Raw genomic sequence first — 18,920 nt, forward strand, 5'->3', positions numbered from 1 at the left:
GTTGTCTCCATCAATGACGAAAGGCGGTCAGCGGAACGCCACACCGGGAGCCGCACCGACCCGCTTCAGCACGATGGCCAGCGGGCAGAAACCGGTGAAGGCCGATTGCAGAAGGTTGGCGCCGACGAAGGCGGTCAGCCACAGCCAGGACGGGCTGTGCAACTGCGACAGCGCGAGGCTGGCGAGGATCACCGTGCCGGCGAAGGCCAGGACGATGCGGTCGATGCTCATGGCGGGTCTCCTGAAGAGGGATCGTCGGAAGAGGGGGCGGCGGTGACGGGGCCGCCGCAGGCTGTCCCGGCGTCGTGGGCGGGGACGGTGCGGCAGAACAGCTCGGCCAGCACGGCGATGACCGTCGCCACCTCCCGGCTGGCGAGCGAGTAGAGGATCGTCTGCGACCGCCGCCGGGTGTGGACCAGCCCGTCGGCCCGCAGCTTCGCCAGATGCTGCGACAGCGCCGACTGGCTGAGCCCGACCACCCCGGCCAGTTGGCCGACGCTGCGCTCCCCCTGACCCAGTTCGCACAGGATCAGCAGGCGCGCCTCGCTCGACAGCGCCTTCATCAGCTTCGCGGCGGGCCGCAGCCCCGGGGTGAGGTCTGAAACATTCATTGACACTAAATTAGAAAATACTGAAATATAGGTCAAGGGCCTTCCGCCCGCCCCTTCCGCCCACTGTCCCATTCTCTCCTGCCCTCCGGCCCGCCATGCTGACCCGACCGACCGCACCCGCCACCCTTCTCCTGCTGCTGGCCCTGATCGCTGCTCCCGCCGTGGCCCAGCCGGCGGCCGAGGGGCCGGTTCCACCCGCCGCCCCGTTCCAGGTCGAACGGCGGCCGGTGGAAGACCTCAAGGCCGTCTTCGCCACCGTGGAAAGCGTGCGCCAGACCAAGGCGCGCACCCGCATCGCCGGCACCCTGACCGGGCTGCGGGTGGTGGAGGGCGACCGCGTCGCCGACGGGCAGGTGATCGCCTCCGTCGTCGATCCCAAGCTGGCCTTGCAGGCGGCGGCGCTGGACGCCCGGCTCGAGTCGCTGCGGGCACAGACCCGGCAGGCGGAGACCGAGCTGGCCCGCGCCCGCCAACTGCGCGCCAGCGGCACCGGCACCCAGCAGAAGCTGGACGACACCCAGACCGCGCTGGACGTGCTGCGCGCCCAAACCGCCGCCATGACCGCCGACCGCGCGGTGGTGGAGCAGCAGAGGCGCGAGGGCGAGGTGCTGGCCCCGGCCGCCGGCCGCATCCTCCAGGTGACGGCCATCGCCGGCGCGGTGACGATGGCGGGCGAGCCGGTGGCGACCATCGCGACCGACCGCCATGTCCTGCGGCTGCGGCTGCCCGAACGCCACGCCCGCTTCATCAAGGCCGGCGACCCGGTGCTGGTGGGCGAGCGCGGGCTGGCTCCGGCCACCGCGGCCGATACCGACGGGGCCGACCGGCTGGCCCGCGGGACCATCCGGCTGGTCTATCCGGAGCTGGAGGCCGGCCAGGTGGTCGCCGACGCCGAGATGCCGGCGGACGGCGCGACGGACGGCGCCGGGACCGGCGGCTACTTCGTCGGCGAGCGGGTGCGGGTGCTGGTCGCCACCGGCACGCGCGAGGCGCTGGTGGTGCCGCCGGTCTACCTCACCGTCCGTTCCGGCGCCGAGATGGCGGTCCTGGCCGACGGGCGCGAGGTGGTGGTGCGCAGCGGCCGGCCGGTGCCGGCGCTGGGCGACCGCCCGGCGGGGGTGGAGGTGCTGTCCGGCCTGCGCCCCGGCGACCGGCTGGTGAAGCCGCTGGGCACGACGGAGACCGCGCGATGAACCTCGGCCTGTCCGGTGCGCTGACGCGGACCTTCATCCGCTCGCCGCTGACGCCCCTGCTGCTGCTCGCCTCGCTGGTGGTCGGCGCCGTCGCCCTGCTGTCGCTCCCGCGTGAGGAGGAGCCGCAGATCAGCGTGCCGATGGTCGACATCCACATCCGCGCCGATGGCCTGAAGGCCGACGACGCGGTGGAGCTGGTGACCAAGCCGCTGGAGGAGATCGTCAAGGGCATCGACGCGGTCGAGCATGTCTACAGCCAGACCCAGGACGACGGCGCGGTGGTGACCGCGCGCTTTCGCGTCGGCACCTCGTCCGACGACGCCATCCTGCGCGTGCACGAGAAGATCCGCGCCAATTTCGACCGCATGCCGCTGGGCATCCCCGAACCGCTGATCGTCGGGCGCGGCATCAACGACGTGGCGATCCTGACGCTGACCCTGGCGCCCAAGCCGGAGGCCGCCGGGCGCTGGGACGACAACGCGCTGTGGGCCATCGCCGACCAGTTGCAGTCCGAACTGGTGAAGACCGACGACGTCGGCCTGACCTATCTCGTCGGCGGGCGGCCCGACCAGATCCGCGTCGAACCCGATCCGGAACGGCTGGCGCTGTTCGGCGTCACGCTGAACCAGCTGGTGGAGAAGGTGCGCAACGCCAACCGCTCCTTCCTGGTCGGCAGCCTGCGGGCCGACGGCGGCAGCCGCAGCGCGGTCGCCGGCCAGACCCTGCAGGGGGTGCCCGACATCGGCCTGCTGGTGCTGACCACCCAGGACGGCCGGCCGGTCTACGTCAAGGACGTCGCCGCGGTGGCGGTCGGCGCCAAGCCGCTCGACCAGCGGGTCTGGCAGATGGTGCCGGCAACATCCTCCACCGACGGCAGGGGCGGGCTGGTCCGCGTGCCGGCGGTGACGCTGGCCATCGCCAAGCGGGCCGGGGCCAACGCCGTCGTCGTCGCCGAGAAGGTCCTGCAACGGCTGCACGCGGCGCAAGCCACCACCCTGCCGAAGGATCTGACCGTCACCGTCACCCGCGACTACGGCGCCACCGCGTCGGAGAAGGCGGACGAGCTGCTGTTCCATCTGGCGCTGGCCACCCTGACCATCGTCGCGCTGATCGTCGCCGCCATCGGCTGGCGCGAGGGCGTGGTGGTGGCGGTGGTGATCCCGACGACGATCCTGCTGACCATGGCCGCCTCCTGGCTGATGGGCTACACCATCAACCGGGTCAGCCTGTTCGCGCTGATCTTCTCCATCGGCATCCTGGTCGACGACGCCATCGTCGTGGTCGAGAACATCGACCGCCACTGGTCGATGCGCGACGGGCGCAACACGGTGCAGGCCGCCATCGAGGCGGTGGCGGAGGTCGGCAACCCGACCATCGTCGCCACCCTGACCGTCATCGCCGCCCTGCTGCCGATGATGTTCGTGTCCGGCCTGATGGGCCCCTACATGAGCCCGATCCCGGCCAACGCCTCGGCGGCGATGGTGTTCAGCTTCTTCGTCGCCATGGTGCTGACGCCCTGGCTGATGCTGACGCTGAACCGCGGCCGCAAGGAGGGCGAGGGGGCGGCGCACGATCATTCGGGTGGCCGGCTGGGCGCGCTCTACCGCCGGGTCGCGGCGCCGCTGATCGCCAGCAAGGCGCGGGCCTGGACCTTCCTGCTGGTGGTCGGCGTCGCCACCCTGGCCTCGATGGCGCTGTTCTACACCAAGAGCGTGCCGGTCAAGCTGCTGCCCTTCGACAACAAGTCGGAGCTGCAGATCGTCGTCGACCTGCCCGACGGCGCCGCGGTGGAGGACACCGAGCGCCTGCTGTTCGCCGCCGCCGACGCCCTGCGCGGCCTGCCGGAGCTGGTCGGCCTGCAGGCCTACGCCGGCATCGCCTCGCCCTTCAACTTCAACGGCCTGGTCCGGCACTCCTACCTGCGCGACCGGCCCTGGCAGGGCGACCTGCAGCTGGCGCTGACGCCGAAGGCCGAGCGCCAGCGCCCCAGCCACGCCGTGGCGCTGGACGTGCGGCAGCGGCTGGCCGGGCTGGAGCGTCCCCCCGGCAGCACGGTGAAGGTGGTGGAGGTGCCGCCCGGCCCGCCGGTGCTGGCCACCCTGCTGGCCGAGGTCTACGGCCCCGACGCCGAAAGCCGCCGCGCCACCGCGCGGGTGGTGGAGCAGGCCTTCCGCTCCGTCGATTTCGTGGTCGACAGCGACACCAGCTTCCACGCGCCGGCCGAACGCATCCGCTTCGCGCTGAACCACGCCAACCTGGAGTATTTCGGGGTGGAGGAGCAGGCGGTCTACGACACCGTCCAGGCGCTGATCGGCGGCGTGCCGGTCGGCTATTCGCACCGCGGCGCCGGGCGCAACCCGGCGGAGATCGCCGTCACCCTGCCGACGTCGGACCGTTTCCTGTCGGAACGGCTGCTGGCGACGCCGGTGCCGGCCCGCCGCGGCGCGCCGGAACTGGGCGACCTCGTCACCCTGTCGCGCGAGCCGGCGTCCTTCCCGCTGTTCCGCCGCGACGGCCGTTTCGCCGAGATGGTGCAGGCCGAGCTGGCCGGCCGCTTCGAGGCGCCGATCTACGGCATGATCGCCGTCGCCGACCGGCTGGCCCAGACCGCCCCCGGCCTGCCGATCGGCCTGCACGGCCAGCCCGACGACGAAAGCCGGCCATCGGTGCTGTGGGACGGCGAGTGGGAGATCACCTACGTCACCTTCCGCGACATGGGTGCGGCCTTCGGCGTGGCGATCCTCGGCATCTATCTGCTGGTGGTGGCGCAGTTCGGCAGCTTCAAGCTGCCGCTGGTGGTGCTGGTGCCGGTGCCGCTGACGCTGATCGGCATCCTGATCGGCCACTGGATGCTGGGGGCGGCCTTCACCGCCACCTCGATGATCGGCTTCATCGCGCTGGCCGGCATCATCGTCCGCAACTCCATCCTGCTGATCGACTTCATCCGCCACCTGCGCGACCGCGACCTGCCGATGCGCGACGTGGTGCTGGAGGCCGGCGCCATCCGTTTCAAGCCGATCCTGCTGACCGCGCTGGCCGCGATGATCGGCGCCGGCTTCATCCTGACCGACCCGATCTTCCAGGGGCTGGCGATCTCGCTGCTGTTCGGGCTGCTCAGCTCCACCCTGCTGACCGTGCTGGTCATCCCCGCCATCTACGTCGTGCTGCGCAGCAAGCCGGCGGCCTGACCCTCACCTCGTCCTTCGACCCCAACCGGGAGGCACCCACCCCATGTCCCTGTCCTCGCTGTTCCGCCGCCTGATCCCCTCGGCCCCCTCCGGCCATCATGGTTCCGGCAACAACGGCGGCGCCGACCGCATCCGGATCGTCGACGCGGCGACCGCCATCGGCTGGCTGGCCAAGGGCGACGCCATCGTCGTCGACGTGCGCGAAGCGCATGAGCACCGCGCCGGCCACATCCCCGGCGCCATCCTGAACCCGCTGTCGTCCTTCGACCCGTCGCGGGTGCCGGTCGATCCGGGCAAGCATCTGGTCTTCCATTGCCAGGGCGGCATGCGCTGCGGCCCGGCGGCCGAACGGATGATGGCCTCCGGCTTCACCGGCACCGTCAACCGCCTGCGCGGCGGCTTCGCCGCCTGGGTCGGCGCCGGCGGCGCGGTGGAGCGCTGACGGCGGGCGTCGGGAGGAAAAACGCTGCGGGCGGATGCGACGGGACGTCGTCTGCCCGCACACATGCTCGCACACAAGACGCCGCCGCGACGGACCGGCGCACCGGTGCAGGCCCGTCGGCCGAAAGGCCTGCCGGTACCGACTTTCCAAGCACACTCCCCCATGCTATTGGTTGTGCTTTCGCGTGAGCGTTCGCGTTCAGGTCACGCCGTGATGGCTTTCCGTCCCGGTCCGGCCCGAGTCGTGCGCGAGGCTGCTCACGAAGCAAACCGGGGAAGAAGACATGACCAGCCTTGTCGCGAACGTTGCCGTCGATCTCTCCGGATACGGGAACGCCGCTGGATTGAATTTCGACAACTATTACCTTCTCACGGCGAGCGTTTCCCAGATTTCGTTCCGGTACACCCTCAATAACGCCCCTGTAATGGATGTATCGGTCCGGGGAACCCTGAATATATCGACCTATGACGTATCGGGACGTATTTCCTCGATCACGGCAAGCGCGCCGGGGGGTGGAACGCTTCTTTCGATCGACGGGATGAACATCAGTTTTTCAAGCGCTTACAGCCTTGCAAGCGCTCTGGATATCCCGTCGGCTCTGTCCGGCCCCGATCAGATCCAGGGATCGTCCTACGCCGACACCCTGTATGGATATTCGGGCAACGACGCCATCAATGGCGGCGGCGGTGACGACCTGATCAGCGGTGGTTACGGGACTGACACCATCGACGGTGGCGATGGAACGGACACCGTCATAAGCAGCCAAGCCTATTCATCGAACAAACTCGTCCAATATGGCGGGCGTGTCGCCATATTGGACCGCAGCTACGGCTCCGACATCCTGTCGAACGTCGAATACATCCGCTTTTCCGACAGGACCATCCCCGCCGCCACCGCGGCCAGCTTCGATGCTCTGAGCTATCTGGCCGCCAACCGCGACCTGGCCGCCGCGTTTGGTGCGAACGGCACTGCCGCGTTCAACCACTATGTGCAAAACGGCTACAACGAAGGCCGGTCGACGACCTTCGATGCCGCCAGCTATCTGGCGGCGAACGCCGACCTTTCCGCCGCGTTCAGGGCCGACACCACCGCGGCAACCCAGCACTACATCACGTACGGCCGCCTGGAGGGGCGCAGTACGTCGTTCAACGCCATGAGTTACATCGCGGCGAATCCCGACCTGATCCGGGCCTTCGGCACCAACACCACCGCCGCCGCGCTCCATTACGCCACGACCGGACGCTTTGAGAACCGATCGACGACGTTCAACGCGGCGGCCTATCTGGCGCGCAACACCGACGTCCAGAGAGCGTTGGGCAGCAGCGAATCGGCGGCCGCCGCGCATTACGTGAATTTCGGCTATCGCGAAGGCCGCTCATTGGCGCCCATCACCACGACCACCACCCGGGCGGCTTCGATGCTCGGGACCGACGACGCGCGTGCCTCGCTGGCCGCAGCGTGGTGATCGGAAGGCGGTGATCGGGAAGGCGCGGTGCCGGCTGGACTGCGTTCAAGCCGGCGTCATCGACGCCAACCGTTCCAACGGCATGTTCAAGATGGTGCGGGCGGTCGGAATCGAACCGACACTCCTTTCGGAACCGGATTTTGAGTCCGGCGCGTCTACCAGTTTCACCACGCCCGCAACGCCGCCTCTTCTAGCGCAACCGTCCGGAAACGAAAAGCGCAAATCGGCGACGCCCGGCCGCCGCCGCTTATTCCGCGTCGGCGGTGCGGCCCCTGCCATGCCGTTGCAAGGATCGGAAGGGCGATGCGGACATCTGGCCGAACGGCGCGCGCCGCGCTACTCTGCCGGGCATGACGACCATGCCCCCCCTCTCTCCCCGCCCGCTCTCCGCCACCGTGTCCCACATCCTCGGGGATCCGCGCCTGGCGTCCCTGTTGCTGGCGCTGGCCAGCGCCGGGGTGCTGGCGTCGGCGCTGTTCTTCCAGTTCGTGCTGGATTACCAGCCTTGTGTCCTCTGCATCATGCAGCGCTGGCCCTATGTCGCGGTGCTGGTGTTCTCGCTGGTGACCTGGCTGTTCCGCCGCTGGAAGGGGCTGGGCGACGCGCTGCTGGTGGCGAGCGGGCTGGCCCTGCTGGCCGGGGCCGGCATCGCCGCCTACCATGTCGGGGTGGAGCAGCACTGGTGGGCCGGCACCTCGACCTGCGGCGGCTCGGCGCCGGCCAACTCGCTGGAGGCGCTGCGCGCCCAGGTGATGGCCGCTCCGGTCACCCGCTGCGACGAGGTCGCCTGGTCGCTGTTCGGCATCTCCATGGCCGGCTACAATGTGGTGATCTCCCTGGCGCTGGCGGTCTTCGCCTTCGTCTCGGCGCGCACCGCCTACACCCGCACCCCGGTGTCGAGGACCGCACTGTGAGCGAAACCACCTCTCCGACCGCCATCCCGGCCCGCGGCTTTCTCCCCGGCGATCTGCCGCGGCGCGAGCGGCTGGCGCGGATCGTCCGCGTCGACCACGCCGGCGAGTACGGCGCCAAGCGCATCTACGAGGGCCAGATCGCCGTCATGGGCAAGGGCCGGCACGGCAAGACCCTGCGCCACATGGCGGAGCAGGAGCTGGAGCATCTGGAGTATTTCGAGAAGCAGTTGAACCGTCGCCGCGTCCGCCCGACGCTGCTGCAACCGCTGTGGCACCTCACCGGCTTCCTGCTCGGCGCCGGCACCGCGCTGCTGGGGGAGCGGGCGGCGATGGCCTGCACCGTCGCGGTGGAAGAGGTGATCGAGGGCCATTACGAGGCGCAGTTGAAGCATCTCGGCCCCGACGAGTCGGAGCTGTCCGACAGCATCCGCAAGTTCCAGGCGGAAGAGGTCGGCCACCGCGACATCGGCCTGCTGCACGAGGCGGAGAAGGCCCCCGGCTACCCGGTGCTGTCGGCGGCGATCAAGGCCGGCACCCGGGCGGTGATCTGGGTGGCCGAACGGGTGTAGCGGGTCAGCGGGGAGGGGCGCGCAACGCCGCGCCCCGTTCCGGCCGCATCCCTTACATCGGGTCCAGTTCCGAGTCCCAATAAAGAAAATCCCGCCAACTCTCGTGAAGGAAGTTTGGCGGGAAGGCGCGTCCATTCTCTTGCAGCTCGTAGGCGGTGGGCTGGAAGGGTGGACTGAGGGGGATCATGCCGCAGACCTGGGGCAGGCGGTTGCCCTTCGCCAGATTGCAGGCCGAGCAGGAGGTGATGACGTTCTCCCACGTCGTCCGCCCGCCGCGCGAGCGCGGGATGACGTGATCGAAGGTCAGCTCGTGGGTGGGGAAGGGGCGGCCGCAATACTGGCAGGTGAAGCGGTCGCGCAGGAAGACGTTGAAGCGGGTGAAGGCCGGGCGCCGGGTCGCCGGGATGAACTCTTTCAGCGAGATGACGCTGGGCAGTTGGACTTCGAAGCTGGGAGATCGGACGATTCGGTCGTAGTGCGAGACGATGTTGACCCGTTCCAGAAAGACCGCCTTGACCGCTTCCTGCCAGGACCACAGGGACAAGGGGAAGTAACTGAGCGGGCGGAAATCCGCGTTCAGCACCAGAGCCGGACAGTGATCGGGTGGTGGAGCCAATGGCCACTCCCTCGTCTGGATCCCGGCACGCGACACTGTGGCGACGGTGCGCGGAATCGTGTCTGCTCCGCCCCGGCGGCCGGAACACCGGCCCGGGACAACCAGATACATAGTGGATCGGCGGCGGAGACTCAACATCTTGACCCGGTGGGGCCCAATTTCTTCACCGTTGTGTAACCTTTTTCGTGCTGTGGGGATTGGCGCGGGAATGGCCGCGGCGGCTGTGACAATCGCACCGGGCCGGCGAGATTCCCGCGGACGGCCGCCGGTCCGCTTACCCATCGTTAACCATGACGGCGGCATCGTGGGCCTCGTTGATCCGAGATGATCCCGCCGGCTGCCCCGGCCGGACGCGACCGAGGGAGCCTGACCATGAGTGCCGAGACGACCGCCGCCCCCGCCCGCCGAAGCGCCGTCATCATCGACCTCGCCCAGAAGCGCCGCGAGCGCGACGAGCGCGAGCGTCAGGTCCGCATCGACGCCTTCGACCGCGAGCTGCGCCGGCGTCTGGCCCTGTATCTGGAAGGCGAGGACATCCCGGTCGAGCCGATCCGCGACAACCCCTACATCTGAGCGCCCGACACCGAGGCGCCGCATCCGGGTGCCCATTCCGGCACCCGATCCGCTATAAGGCGGGTATGAGCGACCTCGTCACCCGCTTCGCCCCCAGCCCGACCGGGCATCTGCATCTCGGCCACGCCCATTCCGCGCTGTTCGGCTGGACGACGGCCCGCGCCGGCGGCGGGCGTTTCCTGCTGCGGATCGAGGACATCGATCCCGTCCGCTGCCGTCCGGAGCATGAGCGCGACCTGATCGAGGATCTGGCGTGGCTCGGGCTCGACTGGGATGGTCCGGTCCGCCGCCAGTCCGAGCATTTCGACGATTACCGCGCCGCCCTGGCGCGGCTCGAGTCGCTCGGCGTGCTCTACCCCTGCTTCTGCACCCGCAAGGACATCGCCGCCGAGATCGCCCGCGCCGGCGCCGCCCCGCATGGCCCCGATGGTCCGCTCTACCCCGGCACCTGCCGCCACCGCGGCGCCGACGAGCGCGCCGCGCGGATCGCGGCCGGCGAGGCCTGGGCGCTGCGACTCGACGTCGCCGCGGCGCGGGCGCTGACCGGGCCGCTGCGCTGGCACGACCGGGCCAAGGGCTGGCAGGAGGCGACTCCGGAACTGCTGGGCGACGTGGTGCTGGCGCGCAAGGACACGCCGACCAGCTATCACCTCAGCGTCACCGTCGACGACCATCTCCAGGGCGTGACGCTGGTGACGCGGGGCGAGGATCTGTTCTTCGCCACCCATCTGCACCGGCTGCTGCAGGCGCTGCTGGGCTACGATCCGCCCGACCACCACCACCACGGGCTGCTGCGCAACGCCGCCGGCGAACGGCTGGCCAAGCGCGACCGCGCCCAGTCGCTGCGCTCGCTCCGCGCCGAGGGCCGCAGCCCCGCCGAGGTGCGGGCGCTGGCGGGATTTCCGGACTGACGGCTTACCGGCGCGATCCTTACCGCCGCAGTTCTTACCGCCGGAGCCCGCAGGCGATCTCCAGATAGTCCGGTTCGTTCTCCGGCGTCAGCCAGCCGTGGCGGATCAGGAAGTCGGTCACCACCAGATTGACGTTGAACTTCCAGTCGCCGGTGGTCCGCACCGAATGGGCGACCTCGGCGATCGGCCACAGCCCGAACTCCTCGACCTCGCCGTCGGTGTTGACCGGGGTGAGGTCGGCGGGAAGCTCCAGGTCGTAGACGAACAGGCGGTCGCGCTTCAGCCCGGCCTCGGTTTCCATCGTGTAGCTGATGGCGCCGACCGGCCGGGCCTGACGGATGATGGCGGGGTCGAGCCCGGCCTCCTCCGCCGCCTCCTTCTCCAAATTCTCGGCCAGGGTCAGGCCGATCGGCTGGCCGCCGGCGATCAGATTGTCGAACTGGCCGGGCGCGATCTCGCGGTCTCGGGCGCGGCGGCCGATCCACAGCGACAACCCGCCATCGTCGCCGCGGACATAGCCGTTGACGTGCAGCCCGTAGGATTCGATGCCGAAGGCGGCGACCGCGGCGCGGTCCAGCCGGGCCAGCGGCTCCGCCCCCCAGCGTGGCGCCACCGGGTAATACTCCCCGCGCAGCGCCGTGACCGCGCCGCGCTCCACCAGATAGCCGGCGGCGTGGTCGAGCAGGGTGGAGCGCGCCTCGAAGTCGCGGATCTCCGGCGCGATGGTCACCCGCTCGGGCGTCACGACGAAGCCGGGATCGACGCCGGGCAGCGCCTCGGCCAGGGCGTGGCGCACCCAGCCCACGGAATGGCCGTCCAGCTCGAACGGGCGGAAGCCGGACAGGTCGTGCGCGTTGCACGCGCGGATGTGATCGAGGAAGCTCATGCTCCCCATCTAAGCGGCGTCGCCGGGCCGGCGCAACCGCTCATCCAGGGCACTCCACCCTGACGCTTCGGACATCTTGCGCAGTTCTGGTTGCCATCGTACACCGGTTGAGCAACGAAATGACCGCCGGTGCCGGAGCGCCGGAGCGTCTTGAACCGAAAGGGCCGGGGCTTGGTGACGGACAGGGCGGCACAGGGAACGGACACGCCCTTCGGCGGCCTGTCCGTGCTGGTGATCGAGGACGAGTCCTTCACCCGGATGGTGCTGGCGAAGATGCTGGGCACGCTGGGGGCCAAGGTGGTCCATCAGGCGGCGGACGGCGAGGCCGGGCTGGCCGCCGTCGCCACCCACGCGCCCGACCTCGTGCTGTGCGACGTCGAGATGCAGCCGATGGACGGCTTCGGCTTCGTCCGCGCGCTGCGCGCCAGCGCCGACGGCCGCCAGCGCGCGTTGCCGGTCGTCTTCATGACCAACCGCGCCGACCCGGAGCGGGTGAGCGAGGCGCGCGCCAGCGGCGCCGACGCGGTGCTGGCCAAGCCGGCGACGCCGGCCGCCCTGCGCGACGCGCTGACCGGGTGGTTCCCGGCGGGCGGACCGCGGCACCCCTCGTAAAACTGCCTGTTGCGGCGGCATTCGGGCGCCAGCGTCGACTCTGCCTAAATTTTTCCCACTCTGTGGCAAGCCTGCCGAACCTCGGCCAAGTGATTGAATCGCCTTGGCTATCGCCGGGGAGTGCCGGCGTATGCCGCAATGATGCCGGACCTTCACCCAATTTCCGCCTTGTTGATGGGGTCGAATGGGTCGCAACATGACCTCTAAGAGGTGTTGGGGCCGTGTCACCAAACAGGCATGGTCAGCCGCAACATCGGCTGCGAGATTTTGTTAAGGTTTGGAGTTCAGCATCGACGGTAAACCATAGCGCCGTGCTTCGTCGAGGCGGCGCGCTTGTCTCTGGAGGGCGATGGCGTGATCAAGGGCGCCCAGTCGAACCGCACCGGGCAATATTCCCTGACTGGACGGGCAACGCTGACTGCCGCCGGTCCCACGCCGTCCACCCATTTCATGGCCAGTTTTCTGGCGAACCCTCTGGCGAACCTTGCGCCGCATTTGCGGGTCGCGCCGGTGCGCCCGTCGCATCCTGGCGCCGTGTTGCGCTCCGCGCGTCGGGCTTGGCCCGGTGGCCTAGGTCCCGACCTAGGTCCTATGGCCGATGCCGGGACCGGAGCGGGCTTTCCGGCTATGGAGCCTGAGTGCCTGGAAAGCTCTAGGTGCAGCATTACATTCAAAAATGACTCGTTCGGGGGACGGAGCGTCGCAAGGCGGACGGCTCCCGGCTTTTTCAGGACCGTTCCTTACACCACACCGCTGGCTTCTACCGCTGAGCGGGGGCAGTGCGGGACCGCGTGTTCCGCCCCGCCCCTTGGAGTGCCCCATGGATCGCGGCATGCGCCGCGGCCTGCCGCCGGATCCACCGGCCGCGGCCCGGCGCATCGGACCAGATAAGACGGAGCGACGAATGTTCCCGGCCGACGAACTGTTCACGCGCTACACGCAGAATTACGAGACCCGCCGCGAGACCGAGATGTCCCTGATGGACTATCTCCAGCTGTGCCGCGACGATCCCATGTCCTACGCCTCGGCCGCCGAACGCATCCTGGCCGCCATCGGCGAACCGGAGGTGGTGGACACCGCCCGCGACCCGCGGTTGGGCCGCATCTTCATGAACCGGACGATCAAGGTCTACCCCGCCTTCTCCGAGTTCTACGGCATGGAGGAGACGATCGAGCGGATCGTCGGCTTCTTCCGCCACGCGGCGCAGGGGCTGGAGGAGCGCAAGCAGATCCTCTACCTGCTGGGCCCGGTCGGCGGCGGCAAGTCGTCGCTGGCGGAGCGGCTGAAATCGCTGGTGGAGAAATGCCCGATCTACGTGCTGAAGGCCGGCAAGGAGATCAGCCCGATCTTCGAAAGCCCGCTCGGCCTGTTCAACCCGGATGAGATCGGCGACGAGCTGGAGGACCGCTTCGGCATCCCCAAGCGCCGCCTGACCGGGCTGATGAGCCCGTGGGCGGTCAAGCGGCTCGACGAGTTCGGCGGCGACATCAACCGCTTCAAGGTGGTGAAGCTGCACCCCAGCAAGCTGCGCCAGATCGGCGTGACCAAGACCGAGCCGGGCGACGAGAACAACCAGGACATCTCGTCGCTGGTCGGCAAGGTCGACATCCGCAAGCTGGAGATCTACAGCCAGAACGATCCCGACGCCTACAGCTTCTCCGGCGGCCTGAACCGCGCGACCCAGGGCATGCTCGAATTCGTCGAGATGTTCAAGGCGCCGATCAAGATGCTGCATCCCCTGCTGACCGCGACGCAGGAGAGCAACTATGTCGGCTCGGAGAACATCGGCGCCATCCCCTTCCAGGGCGTGATCCTGGCCCACTCCAACGAGGCGGAGTGGCAGACCTTCAAGAACAACAAGAACAACGAAGCCTTCATTGACCGCATCTGCGTGATCAAGGTCCCCTACTGCCTGCGGGTGGCGGAGGAGCAGAAGATCTACGAGAAGCTGGTCAACGGCTCCGACCTGGCGACGGCGCCCTGCGCCCCGGCGACGCTGGAGATGCTGGCCCGCTTCTCGGTGCTGTCGCGCCTGCGCGAGCATCCCAACAGCAGCTTCTACAGCAAGATGCGGGTCTATGACGGCGAGAGCGTCAAGGAGACCGATCCCAAGGCCAAGTCGATGCAGGAGTACAAGGACCAGGCCGGCGTCGACGAGGGCATGGGCGGCATTTCCACCCGCTTCGCCTTCAAGGTGCTCGCCTCGACCTTCAACTACGATTCGACGGAGATCTCGGCCGATCCGGTCCACCTGATGTATGTGCTGGAACAGGCGATCAAGCGCGAGCAGTTCCCGGAGGAGACGGAGAAGAAGTACGTCGAGTTCATCAAGGCCGAACTCGCCCCGCGCTACGCCGAGTTCATCGGCAACGAGATCCAGAAGGCCTATCTGGAATCCTACTCCGACTACGGCCAGAACCTGTTCGACCGCTACGTCGACTACGCCGACGCCTGGATCGAAGACCAGGACTTCAAGGATCCCGACACCGGCCAGCTGATGAACCGCGAGCTGCTGAACCAGGAGCTGACCAAGATCGAGAAACCGGCGGGCATCGCCAACCCGAAGGACTTCCGCAACGAGGTGGTGAAGTTCGCGCTCAGGGCACGGGCGGCCAACTCCGGCCGCAACCCGTCCTGGACCTCTTACGAGAAGATCCGCGAGGTGATCGAGAAGCGGATGTTCAGCCAGGTCGAGGACCTGCTGCCGGTCATCAGCTTCGGCTCGAAGAAGGACGGCGACACCGAGAAGAAGCACACCGAGTTCGTCTCGCGCATGATGACCCGCGGCTACACCGAGCGGCAGGTCCGCCGGCTGGTCGAGTGGTACATGCGGGTCAAGCAGGCGGGCTGAGGCGCAAGATTGTCGCGGGGTGGGGCGTTGCAACGCCCCGCGGCAACCCCACTGTCATGGTAGGGCGCCCACGTCGCGGGGCGCCTTCCGGGGTGGGACGGCCGGGGTGCCGATCGGTCGCGTGACGAAACGGGTGGGAGGGCCAGCCTCTTGATGAACATCATCGACCGTCGCCTGAACCCGCAGGGCAAGAGCCTGGCCAACCGCCAGCGCTTCCTGCGCCGTGCCAAGGAACAGGTGGTCAAGGCGGTCCGCGACGCCTCGGGAAAACGGGGCATCCAGGATATCGAGAACGGCGAGAAGGTGACGATCGCCGCCGGCGGCGTGCGCGAGCCGTCCTTCCACCGCGCCTCCCAGGGCGGGGTGCGCGACTATGTCGTGCCGGGCAACAAGGAGTATGTGGAAGGCGACACCATCCAGCGCCCGGACGGCGGCGGCGGTGGCCGCGGCAGCGAGGGCAGCGCCGATGGCGAGGGCGAGGACGAGTTCCGCTTCGTCCTGTCGCGCGACGAGTTCCTCGACATCTTCCTGGAGGATCTGGAGCTTCCCGACCTGGTGAAGCAGAAGGTCAAGCAGTCGGAATCGCACAGCCTGACGCGGGCCGGCTATTCGGTGTCGGGGTCGCCCGCCAACCTCAACCTGGTCCGCACCATGCGGAACAGCCTGTCGCGCCGCATCGCGCTGAAGCGGCCCAAGCGCGACGAGATCCTCGAGCTGGAAGCGATGCTGCGCGAGGCCGAGGAGGCCGGCGAGGACGCCGAGCAGATCCAGGCGCTGCGCGAACAGCTCGAACACATCGTCCTGCGCTCGCGCCGGATCCCCTTCATCGATCCGATCGACGTCCGCTACAACCGGTTCGAATCGGTGCCGAAGCCGATCGCCCAGGCGGTGATGTTCTGCCTGATGGACGTGTCCGGCTCGATGACCGAGCACATGAAGGATCTGGCCAAGCGCTTCTTCATGCTGCTGTACCTGTTCCTGCGGCGGCGGTACCGCGCGGTCGACATCGTCTTCATCCGCCACACCCACGAGGCCAAGGAGGTCGACGAGGAAACCTTCTTCTACTCCACCGAGACCGGCGGCACCGTGGTGTCCACCGCGCTGGAGGAGATGCAGAAGGTGGTGCAGGAGCGCTACCCGGACAACGAATGGAACATCTACGCCGCCCAGGCGTCGGACGGCGACAACATGTCGTCGGACAACGCCAAGTCGGCGACCCTGCTGCGCGACGTCATCCTGCCGATGTGCCAGTATTTCGCCTACATCGAGGTGGCGGCGGAACACAACATGGGCCTGTCGGCGCTGGGGCGCGAGACCGAGCTGTGGCGCACCTACAAGCAGGTGCAGAGCCCGGAACGCCCGCTGGCGATGCGCCGCGTCCGCTCGCGCCGGGAGATCTTCCCGGTCTTCCGCGAACTCTTCGCCCGCGAGAAGGCGGGGGCGTGAGGGGCAAGGGAATAAACACCGCCCCAGCGGGGCGGTAGGGGGAGATCGAGAATGACCGCTGTGATCACCAGACCCGACGCGCTGCTGTATGACGGCGTCGAGTGGGATTACGACAAGATCAAGCGCGTCTACGACGCCGTCGAGCACATCGCGCTGAAGGAGATGGGCCTCGACGTCTATCCCAACCAGATCGAGGTCATCACGGCCGAGCAGATGCTCGACGCCTATTCGTCGATCGGCATGCCGCTGATGTACAAGCACTGGTCCTTCGGCAAGCATTTCGCCCGCGACGAGATGATGTACCGCAAGGGCTACCGCGGCCTGGCCTACGAGATCGTCATCAACTCCAGTCCCTGCATCAGCTACATCATGGAAGAGAACACCATGACGATGCAGACGCTGGTGATCGCCCACGCCGCCTTCGGCCACAACCATTTCTTCAAGAACAACCAGCTGTTCCAGCAATGGACCGACGCCCAGGGCATCCTGGACTATCTGGAGTTCGCCAAGACCTACATCGCCCATTGCGAGGAGCGCTACGGCTACGCCGCGGTGGAGCGGGTGCTCGACGCCGCCCACGCGCTGATGAGCCAGGGCGTCCACAAATACCCCAAGAAGCGCTCCGACCTGCGAACCGAGCAGCGGCGCGAGCGCGAGCGGCAGGAATACCAGGACCAGACCTTCAACGATTTGTGGCGCACCGTGCCGAAGCCGGCCGCCGGCCAGCGGCCCGCCAAGTCGGTGTCGGAGCGCAAGAAGCTGCTCGGCCTGCCGGAAGAGAACATCCTCTATTTCCTGGAGAAGAAGGCGCCGCGGCTGGAGCATTGGCAGCGTGAGCTGCTGCGCATCGTCCGCCACATCTCCCAGTATTTCTACCCGCAGAAGCAAACCAAGGTGATGAACGAGGGCTGCGCCACCTACACCCATTACCAGATCATGAGTCGCCTGCACGAGACCGGCCAGATCAGCGAAGGCGCCTTCCTGGAGTTCCTGCACTCCCACACCTCGGTGGTGTTCCAGCCGGAGTTCGACGACAAGCGTTTCTCCGGCCTGAACCCCTATGCGATCGGCTTCGCGATGATGCAGGACATCGCCCGCATCGCCGAAAAGCCGACCGACGAGGACCGCCAGTGGTTCCCCGACCTCGCCGGCCGCGGCGACGGCATGGCGGCGGTGCGCGAGGCCTGGGCCAACTTCCGCGACGAGAGCTTCATCCTGCAGTATCTCAGCCCGCACCTGATGCGGAAGCTGAAGCTGTTCAGCGTGCGCGACGACGCGGAAGACCCCTATCTGCTGGTCGATCACATCCACAACGAGCGCGGCTACCGCGACATCCGCAAGAAGCTGGCCCGCCAGTACGACCTGGGCTACCTGGAGCCGGACATCCAGATCGTCGACGTCGATCTGGCCGGCGACCGCAAGCTGATCCTGCAGCACCGCGTCACCAACGGCGTGCTGCTGGACGAAAGCGACGCCAAGGCGGTGCTGCGCCACATCGCCAACCTGTGGGGCTACGAGGTGCAGCTGATCGAGGTGTCGGCGATCTCCGAAGCGATCCTGAAGGAACACGCCGTCACCGCACCCAGCGGGATCGGCGTGGGCTGAGGCGGGCAACCCTGTCCCGCTTTCGGCGGACCGGAGGTCCGCCGGGGCGTCAGCGTTCCGGTTCCGGCTTGATGCCGGCGTCCTTCATGGCGTGCATCAGGTCCAGGATCACCGTGCTGATGTCGGGGAAGGACAGCGCCACGCCGTGGCGGTCGGGATCGACGCGGACGACGTGGGCGATCTGCCGGCCGCCGACGCCCGGCACCTCCGGGCAGTGCAGCTCCAGCCGCAGCTTGCCGCCCATGGCGTGCGAGAACTCCTCCGGCGGCAGGTCGACCAGCAGGCCGCGGGTCGACCAGTTGATGGTGGTGCAGCGCCGCCCCTCGGCGTCCACCTGCAGCACCGGGTCCATGTAGCGGATCGAACGCCGCCGTTCGATGCCGTTGGGCGGCTTGGCGCCGACGTCGTGCTGCTCCAGCTTGCGGCGGGACGCTTCCTTGGTGCGGTCGTCGACGCCGTCCTTGCTGGTCATCAGCGCCGCCTGCACCCGCCGCTCGACGCCGTGGCGGAACTCGTCGTCGGCGCCGAAGCGCAGGGCCTTGGCGAAATGGTCCTTGGCCTGGGTCAGCAGCGCGTTGCGGCCCTTCTCGTCGCCGTGGTGGCCGCAGCGTTCGGCCTGGACCAGCAGCGAATCGACGCTGCGCTGGTAGGCGCCGCGCTGGATGGCGCGGGTGATCTCACGGAACTCGGCGGCGCGCACGCTGGGAAACTCGCGGGTCTTCAGCAGCCCGGCCATCCCCTCGGCCAGCGAATCGACGCGGGTGGGATCGCCGCTCTCCGCCTCGTGGCGCAGGCGCCGCACCGCCTCCTCCGCCTTGCGAAGCAGAGAGTCTTCAAGCTTGCGGCGTTGGTCGGCGTCCATCACGGGCATGTTGCTGCCTTCCATGGGGGGCAACACCGTAAGGATACCTCACGATTGGCGATGGCAACAGCATCGGTTGCCGCAACGCGCCCGTCGAGGCATGGTTAACGCCCCCCTTGCGGTTGGTCGCAATGGGAGCGGACCCGACTCGCCGCGAGCCGGCATCACCCTTTCTT

Annotated in this window: 17 protein-coding genes and 1 tRNA gene; 12 read left to right on the forward strand and 6 right to left on the reverse strand. The window is 68.3% G+C overall.

Features of this window, described 5'->3' with window-relative positions:
• Nucleotides 1–27 precede the first annotated feature (27 nt).
• Both TSO352_RS03600 and TSO352_RS03605 read right to left on the reverse strand, forming a co-directional pair.
• Entirely contained in the window at nt 28–231 is a 204-nt protein-coding gene (locus TSO352_RS03600) for a DUF2892 domain-containing protein (RefSeq protein ID WP_109105994.1), read from the reverse strand.
• Nucleotides 228–611, reverse strand: coding sequence for a metalloregulator ArsR/SmtB family transcription factor (locus TSO352_RS03605; RefSeq protein ID WP_109105995.1), 384 nt, complete (start codon nt 609–611; stop codon nt 228–230). The genes TSO352_RS03600 and TSO352_RS03605 overlap by 4 nt, the downstream gene beginning before the upstream one ends.
• Before the next feature lie 95 nt (nt 612–706).
• On the opposite strand from TSO352_RS03605, the gene TSO352_RS03610 reads away from it, so the two are divergent.
• The 4 genes from TSO352_RS03610 (at nt 707) to TSO352_RS03625 (ending at nt 6,899) form a co-directional block, all read left to right on the forward strand.
• Nucleotides 707–1,804, forward strand: a complete 1,098-nt coding sequence (locus TSO352_RS03610) for an efflux RND transporter periplasmic adaptor subunit (RefSeq protein WP_109105996.1) — start codon at nt 707–709, stop codon at nt 1,802–1,804.
• On the forward strand, nt 1,801–4,992 hold the full coding sequence (locus TSO352_RS03615; RefSeq protein ID WP_109105997.1) for an efflux RND transporter permease subunit: 3,192 nt from the start codon (nt 1,801–1,803) through the stop codon (nt 4,990–4,992). The genes TSO352_RS03610 and TSO352_RS03615 overlap by 4 nt, the downstream gene beginning before the upstream one ends.
• A gap of 43 nt (nt 4,993–5,035) precedes the next feature.
• Complete coding sequence (locus tag TSO352_RS03620) at nt 5,036–5,434, forward strand: rhodanese-like domain-containing protein (RefSeq protein WP_109105998.1); 399 nt, start codon at nt 5,036–5,038, stop codon at nt 5,432–5,434.
• Nucleotides 5,435–5,717: 283 nt separating this feature from the next.
• A complete protein-coding gene (locus TSO352_RS03625; protein WP_109105999.1) occupies nt 5,718–6,899 on the forward strand; it encodes a hypothetical protein in 1,182 nt (393 codons plus the stop codon).
• Nucleotides 6,900–6,991: 92 nt separating this feature from the next.
• On the opposite strand, the gene TSO352_RS03630 is transcribed toward TSO352_RS03625, so the two are convergent.
• Nucleotides 6,992–7,076: transfer RNA gene (locus tag TSO352_RS03630), tRNA-Leu, on the reverse strand.
• A gap of 173 nt (nt 7,077–7,249) precedes the next feature.
• Here TSO352_RS03630 and TSO352_RS03635 point away from each other — a divergent pair.
• Nucleotides 7,250–7,813: a disulfide bond formation protein B gene (locus tag TSO352_RS03635; RefSeq protein ID WP_247871880.1), complete on the forward strand. Its 564-nt coding sequence runs from the start codon at nt 7,250–7,252 to the stop codon at nt 7,811–7,813.
• On the forward strand, nt 7,810–8,382 hold the full coding sequence (locus TSO352_RS03640; RefSeq protein WP_109106000.1) for a demethoxyubiquinone hydroxylase family protein: 573 nt from the start codon (nt 7,810–7,812) through the stop codon (nt 8,380–8,382). Before TSO352_RS03635 ends, TSO352_RS03640 begins: the two co-directional genes overlap by 4 nt.
• A 52-nt stretch (nt 8,383–8,434) precedes the next feature.
• Here TSO352_RS03640 and TSO352_RS03645 read toward each other — a convergent pair whose 3' ends face one another.
• Nucleotides 8,435–8,998 (reverse strand): HNH endonuclease, encoded by a 564-nt coding sequence (locus tag TSO352_RS03645; protein WP_109106001.1) that lies wholly within the window; start codon nt 8,996–8,998, stop codon nt 8,435–8,437.
• 372 nt (nt 8,999–9,370) lie between these two features.
• Here TSO352_RS03645 and TSO352_RS03650 point away from each other — a divergent pair, with 372 nt between their 5' ends.
• Complete coding sequence (locus TSO352_RS03650) at nt 9,371–9,571, forward strand: hypothetical protein (protein WP_109106002.1); 201 nt, start codon at nt 9,371–9,373, stop codon at nt 9,569–9,571.
• 65 nt (nt 9,572–9,636) lie between these two features.
• Nucleotides 9,637–10,482 carry a tRNA glutamyl-Q(34) synthetase GluQRS gene (gluQRS, locus tag TSO352_RS03655; protein ID WP_109106003.1) on the forward strand — a complete coding sequence of 282 codons (846 nt, stop codon included), beginning with the start codon at nt 9,637–9,639 and terminating at the stop codon, nt 10,480–10,482.
• Between the two features lie 34 nt (nt 10,483–10,516).
• On the opposite strand, the gene TSO352_RS03660 is transcribed toward gluQRS, so the two are convergent.
• Nucleotides 10,517–11,368, reverse strand: a complete 852-nt coding sequence (locus tag TSO352_RS03660; protein WP_109106652.1) for a DUF4743 domain-containing protein — start codon at nt 11,366–11,368, stop codon at nt 10,517–10,519.
• A 174-nt stretch (nt 11,369–11,542) separates the two neighbouring features.
• On the opposite strand from TSO352_RS03660, the gene TSO352_RS03665 reads away from it, so the two are divergent.
• The 4 genes from TSO352_RS03665 (at nt 11,543) to TSO352_RS03680 (ending at nt 17,882) form a co-directional block, all read left to right on the forward strand.
• On the forward strand, nt 11,543–11,980 hold the full coding sequence (locus TSO352_RS03665) for a response regulator (protein WP_247871953.1): 438 nt from the start codon (nt 11,543–11,545) through the stop codon (nt 11,978–11,980).
• Nucleotides 11,981–12,884: 904 nt separating this feature from the next.
• A complete protein-coding gene (locus TSO352_RS03670; protein ID WP_109106005.1) occupies nt 12,885–14,831 on the forward strand; it encodes a PrkA family serine protein kinase in 1,947 nt (648 codons plus the stop codon).
• Nucleotides 14,832–14,984: 153 nt separating this feature from the next.
• Nucleotides 14,985–16,277, forward strand: a complete 1,293-nt coding sequence (locus TSO352_RS03675) for a YeaH/YhbH family protein (RefSeq protein WP_109106006.1) — start codon at nt 14,985–14,987, stop codon at nt 16,275–16,277.
• Nucleotides 16,278–16,328: 51 nt separating this feature from the next.
• Complete coding sequence (locus TSO352_RS03680) at nt 16,329–17,882, forward strand: SpoVR family protein (protein ID WP_109106007.1); 1,554 nt, start codon at nt 16,329–16,331, stop codon at nt 17,880–17,882.
• A gap of 49 nt (nt 17,883–17,931) precedes the next feature.
• On the opposite strand, the gene TSO352_RS03685 is transcribed toward TSO352_RS03680, so the two are convergent.
• Entirely contained in the window at nt 17,932–18,753 is an 822-nt protein-coding gene (locus tag TSO352_RS03685; RefSeq protein ID WP_146210704.1) for a PilZ domain-containing protein, read from the reverse strand.
• Nucleotides 18,754–18,920: the final 167 nt, after the last annotated feature.

It is taken from the genome of Azospirillum sp. TSO35-2, assembly GCF_003116095.1.
Classification (GTDB): domain Bacteria; phylum Pseudomonadota; class Alphaproteobacteria; order Azospirillales; family Azospirillaceae; genus Azospirillum.